Annotated in this window: 3 protein-coding genes; all 3 read left to right on the top strand. The window is 61.2% G+C overall.

The features are described 5' to 3' along the window. Window positions 1–149: 149 nt before the first annotated feature. The 3 genes from H8B02_RS45970 to H8B02_RS45960 are packed head-to-tail and all read left to right on the top strand — an operon-like array spanning window position 150 to window position 3,591. A complete protein-coding gene (locus H8B02_RS45970) occupies window positions 150–1,682 on the top strand; it encodes a tyrosine-type recombinase/integrase (protein WP_229172320.1) in 1,533 nt (510 codons plus the stop codon). After that, a complete protein-coding gene (locus H8B02_RS45965) occupies window positions 1,676–2,590 on the top strand; it encodes a tyrosine-type recombinase/integrase (protein WP_229172319.1) in 915 nt (304 codons plus the stop codon). The genes H8B02_RS45970 and H8B02_RS45965 overlap by 7 nt, the downstream gene beginning before the upstream one ends. Next, entirely contained in the window at window positions 2,587–3,591 is a 1,005-nt protein-coding gene (locus H8B02_RS45960) for a tyrosine-type recombinase/integrase (RefSeq protein ID WP_229172318.1), read from the top strand. The genes H8B02_RS45965 and H8B02_RS45960 overlap by 4 nt, the downstream gene beginning before the upstream one ends. The last annotated feature ends 220 nt before the right edge of the window (window positions 3,592–3,811 follow it).

The following is a 3,811-nucleotide window of genomic DNA, read 5'->3' as shown; positions in this document are numbered from 1 at the left end:
CACGTATTCTCTGGCGTCCGTCGTTATGGGGACATCCAGTACAAATTCACGCTTTTTCCTACGCTTTTGCGGTTTGTTGCTCGGCATAATTTTTCTCCTGGTTGGCTAAGCTCCCTCTCGCGTTTCTCTCAACACGAAGGAGCCACCACTTGACCGCACCCCTCTATCTCTCCAGTGATCGCCGCCTGCCGGACTACACGCCTGCAGTCCGATTCCTTGATCATCTCGCTAAGAAGGGACTCACCGGCGACGGCAGGCATTACAAGAGCGCCGCCCGCCACTTTTTGTTTTGGCTGCACAAACGCGGGACAGCCCTGAGCTGTGTGGACGACACTATCGTCCAGCGTTTCCGGCGGCATAAATGCCAATGCGCAAGATACAGCGCGTGCCAAGTCACCACTGATGCCTATCTCAGTTGCACGCGTCGGTTCATACGGTTTCTTGAAGATGCAGGTGATATCCCAATCGCAGGTGGCGCGGGATGCATCGACGCGCACCTCAGTGACTACGCCAACGACTTGACCACCGAGGGATACAGCCTGGTCACTTGGCGCGGGCACTATTCAGAGGCCGAACATTTTTCGTGCTGGCTGCGCTTTTCACGTCTGCTCAGAGACGATATTGATGATGACGTTATAGAGCGGTTCGCTCAACATCGCTGCCGGTGTCCGCTTCCGCGCAAGCGCGCGAAGTTAGCGGAGCCAACGGGACAAAGACACCGTCGCCGTGGCGCTCGCCGTTTCGTGGGATTCCTCCGCGCTCGCGGTGTGCTTCAACAGGCCGTCGTCCCAGAGTTCCCCGAGGATCATCGGATCGCGGCATTCCGCTCATGGCTTGAGCGGCAGCGCGGCGCCACCGCAGAGACAATCCGCCGCTATGTCCATGAAGTAACGCGATGGCTTAGCAAGCTGCCATCTGATCCAGCGGCTTACGATGCAGCCACGTTGCGCGACATCGTGCTCAAGCAGCCGCAGTCTCGATCGCGCTCTTCGGTACGCATCACCGTGACGGTGTTGCGCGCCTATTTGCGTTTTCTATCCGCACGCGGCGAATGTCGTCCGGAACTTGCCCACGTCGTTCCCCCGGCGCGCCGCCGCAGCAAGAAGCTTCCCCGCCACGCCGCACAGGCGACGATCGAGAGGATAGTCGCGTCTTGTGACACGACCACGCCTGTAGGGATTCGCGATAAGGCCATCATACTTCTCTTGGCGCGACTGGGCCTGCGCGCGGGCGACGTCTGGGCCTTACGCTTACCCGACGTAGATTGGGCAAATGGGCGGATTCGCGTCAAAGGCAAGGGACGACGCCAGAGCGTGTTGCCATTGCCGCAGGATGCGGGAGAGGCGCTGCTAGTCTACCTGCGCCGGGCCAGACCGACCGCCTCGGGAGATCGCGTGTTTCTGCGTGTCCAGGCGCCATTTCGGCCGTTTTCGTCGTCAGCGGAGATCGCCGGTATTGTCTCGCGCGTGCTGGCACGCGCCGGCATCGATGATGTGCCGACCGGTGCGCATGTGTTTCGCCACTCGCTCGCCACCAACATGCTGCGCTCAGGCGCGAGTCTCGACGCCGTCGGAACTGTACTCCGCCACAGCCATAGGAGCGCAACAACCATCTACGCCAACGTCGATACGACGATGCTCCAACGGGTGGCTCAACCCTGGCCGGAGGGAGCGTCATGCTGAGCCAAGACGTTGATCGCTATGTGGCTCTGCATCGGCAGCTTGGCCACTCTTATAATGAGCAGGAGCGCATTCTCGCACTGTTTGCGGCCCACGCCGAAGCATTGGGCGATCAGTACATCACAGCAGTTCGCATTCGGAACTGGTGCGCGACCGCCTCAACGCCCAACAGCGCGAGAACCTGGTTTGACACGGTTCGCCGGTTTTCTTTCTTCTTAAACGCGGAGGATGCTCGGCACGAGGCGCTGCCTGCGGGCGTTTTTGGTCGAGGCAGGCGCCCGCGACCGGCGCCCCACATATTGCAGCCGGATCAGGTGACCGCAATCATGCGGGCAGCGCTAAGGGTCTCCCCGCAGGGGACGATCAGCCCATACACCTATCATTACATATTCGGTCTATTGGCCGCGACCGGCATCCGCATCTCTGAAGCGTTGGCGCTTAAGCTCGGAGATCTGACAGAAGACGGCCTCATTCTGAGAACCGGCAAGTTCGACAAGAGCCGACTCGTGCCTCTCCACGCCAGCACGCGCCGCGCGTTGGATGGCTATCTTGCCATTCGAGACAAATGGGACGGCGATAGCGACGATCTCTTCGTTGTCACGACCGGGCGCGCGCCGACAGCAACAAGAGTGCATGTGGTCTTCGTCAGGATCGCCCGACAGTTGGGTATCCGAGGCCCAAAGGGAACGCGCGGCGCCCGCCTGCACGATCTTCGGCACACCTTCGCTGCGCGCTCCCTGGAGTCCTGCGATCACGACCGGGAGGCCGTCGGCCACCATACAGCGGCCCTCAGCGCGTATCTCGGCCACGCCGATGTTGAGGCCACGTATTGGTATCTGCAAGCCACACCCGTGCTGATGCATGACATCGCCGCGGCCGCCGAGCAGTTGTTTCAAGGAGAAGCAGTATGACCGTTCTTGCTCCACATTTGACCAGGTTCTTGCGTGAGCATCTGCCGCGCGAACGCGCCTCAAGCCCGAACACTATATCCGGATACGCAGATACATTCATGCTGCTTGTGCGGTTCGCGGCAGAGCGGCTCGAGCGGCGGCCGAGCGACCTCACCGTGGAGGAGATCTGCCCGACTCTCGTGCTGGCATTTCTCGACGACATCGAGGAACGCCGCGGCAACAGCGCGCGAACGCGGAACACCCGCCTTGCGGCTATCCGTTCGTTCTTTCGCTATCTGGAGTTTCAAGCCCCTGAGTGTCTCGAACAATCACTTCGTATGCGCGCTGTCGCCACTAAGCGTACCGATGCAAAGTTAATCGACTATCTGACCAAACCGGAGATACATGCCCTGCTTGCTGCGCCAGATCCTCGCACGGCCATAGGCGTGCGAGATCGGGCCATGCTGCACTTGACCTATGCCGCCGGCTTGCGCGTCGCGGAACTGCTGGCCTTGCGCGTCGAGGATTTTCCTGACCGATCACTGGCATTGGTGCGGATCATGGGCAAAGGTCGTCGCGAGCGGGTGCTTCCGTTGTGGCGCGAGACAAAGGCTGCATTGAGGGCCTGGCTCGCAATTCGACCAGCGGCGCAAACATCGCACCTGTTCCTCAACCGGGACGGCGAACCGATGAGCCGAGACGGGTTTGCGCACCGCCTCGGCGTACACGTCGCTGAAGCGGCTCTCAAGGAGCCGTCGATCGCCAGCAAGCATGTGACGCCGCATGTTCTGCGGCACAGTTGCGCTATGCACACTCTCGCCGCAACCGGCGACGTGCGGAAGGTGGCGCTGTGGCTGGGCCATGCCAGCATGCAAAGCACTGAGACCTATCTCCGCGCCGATCCGGAGGAGAAGCTCGCCGTGCTTGGCGCGCATGCGCCGCCCGCGCTGCGGGCCGGCAAGTTCAAGCCTCCATCCGACACCTTACTGGCCATGCTAGGGGAGGCCCGAAGCATCGCATGATCGGCGTAAGCGAGCTGCCGCTCTTCCGAGCGGCGGCTCGCCCGCAGCGGCGTGGTGCGCACCGGAGAGATAGAGGTCGGCCCTTGGTGTGTGGCCTCTCGGGGTTCGAGAGAGAGGCGTCAACCAGGAGAAAAATTATGCCGAGCAACAAAGCCAAGAAACGCCGGAATAAGGCCCCAATCGTGCTGGATGCCCCCATAACGACGGACGCCAGAGAATA

It is taken from the genome of Bradyrhizobium altum (assembly GCF_020889705.1).
In the GTDB taxonomy this organism is placed as follows: domain Bacteria; phylum Pseudomonadota; class Alphaproteobacteria; order Rhizobiales; family Xanthobacteraceae; genus Bradyrhizobium; species Bradyrhizobium altum.
Note: the sequence above shows the minus strand (reverse complement) of the source record. Positions and strands in the feature narration are given on the sequence as shown.

Excerpts from the sequence above, each read along its gene's own strand:
- H8B02_RS45965 (WP_229172319.1), top strand. The coding sequence starts at position 1,676 with ATGCTGAGCCAAGACGTTGATCGCTATGTGGCTCTGCATCGGCAGCTT.
- H8B02_RS45960 (WP_229172318.1), top strand. The coding sequence starts at position 2,587 with ATGACCGTTCTTGCTCCACATTTGACCAGGTTCTTGCGTGAGCATCTG.